Source organism: Vibrio anguillarum, assembly GCF_001989995.2.
Lineage (GTDB): Bacteria > Pseudomonadota > Gammaproteobacteria > Enterobacterales > Vibrionaceae > Vibrio > Vibrio anguillarum.
Genome location: NZ_JAHGUP010000120.1, coordinates 1 through 590 on the forward strand (window position 1 = coordinate 1; position 590 = coordinate 590).

Genomic DNA, 590 nt, shown 5'->3' on the forward strand with positions numbered 1-590 from the left:
CCTTAAGCGGGCGTTATGCATTTTTTAGGAAAAGAGGAACTATGGTTGTTGAAGTCAGGCGAGCAGAGCCATCAGATGCTAAAGCGATAAAAGGAATTTATGAGTGCCCAAATGCCTACACCGGCACATTACAACTTCCGCTTCCATCTTCAGATATGTGGGAAAAACGTTTCCAGAATATTCCAGATCATGTTTATGCGTATGTGGCAGTAGTGGACGGTGAAGTAGTAGGTAATGTGGGCTTTGAGCTATGTACCAATCCGCGACGTCGTCACGTCGGTACATTCGGTATGGGCGTCAAAGACGATGTTCAAGGTTTAGGTGTTGGTAGTGCTTTACTGAAAACGGTTATCGATTTAGCGGATAACTGGCTGAATTTGAAACGAATCGAATTGACGGTCTATGTGGATAACGAACGAGCGATTAACTTGTACAAGAAATTCGGCTTTGTAATTGAAGGTGAGTCGAAAGCTTATGCATTCAGAAATGGCAGCTACGTTGACGTTTACCATATGGCTCGTGTCGTGGCACATGCATAACAAACGCCTCAAGAGGGACTGTCAACGCGTGGCGTTGCCAGCCCCTTAGGC

Annotated in this window: 1 protein-coding gene; it reads left to right on the top strand. The window is 45.6% G+C overall.

Features of this window, described 5'->3' with window-relative positions:
- Positions 1-41: 41 nt before the first annotated feature.
- The gene (locus tag PL85_RS17245; protein WP_115340167.1) at positions 42-539 is read left to right on the top strand and encodes a GNAT family N-acetyltransferase; all 498 of its coding nucleotides are present in this window, start codon (positions 42-44) and stop codon (positions 537-539) included.
- The last annotated feature ends 51 nt before the right edge of the window (positions 540-590 follow it).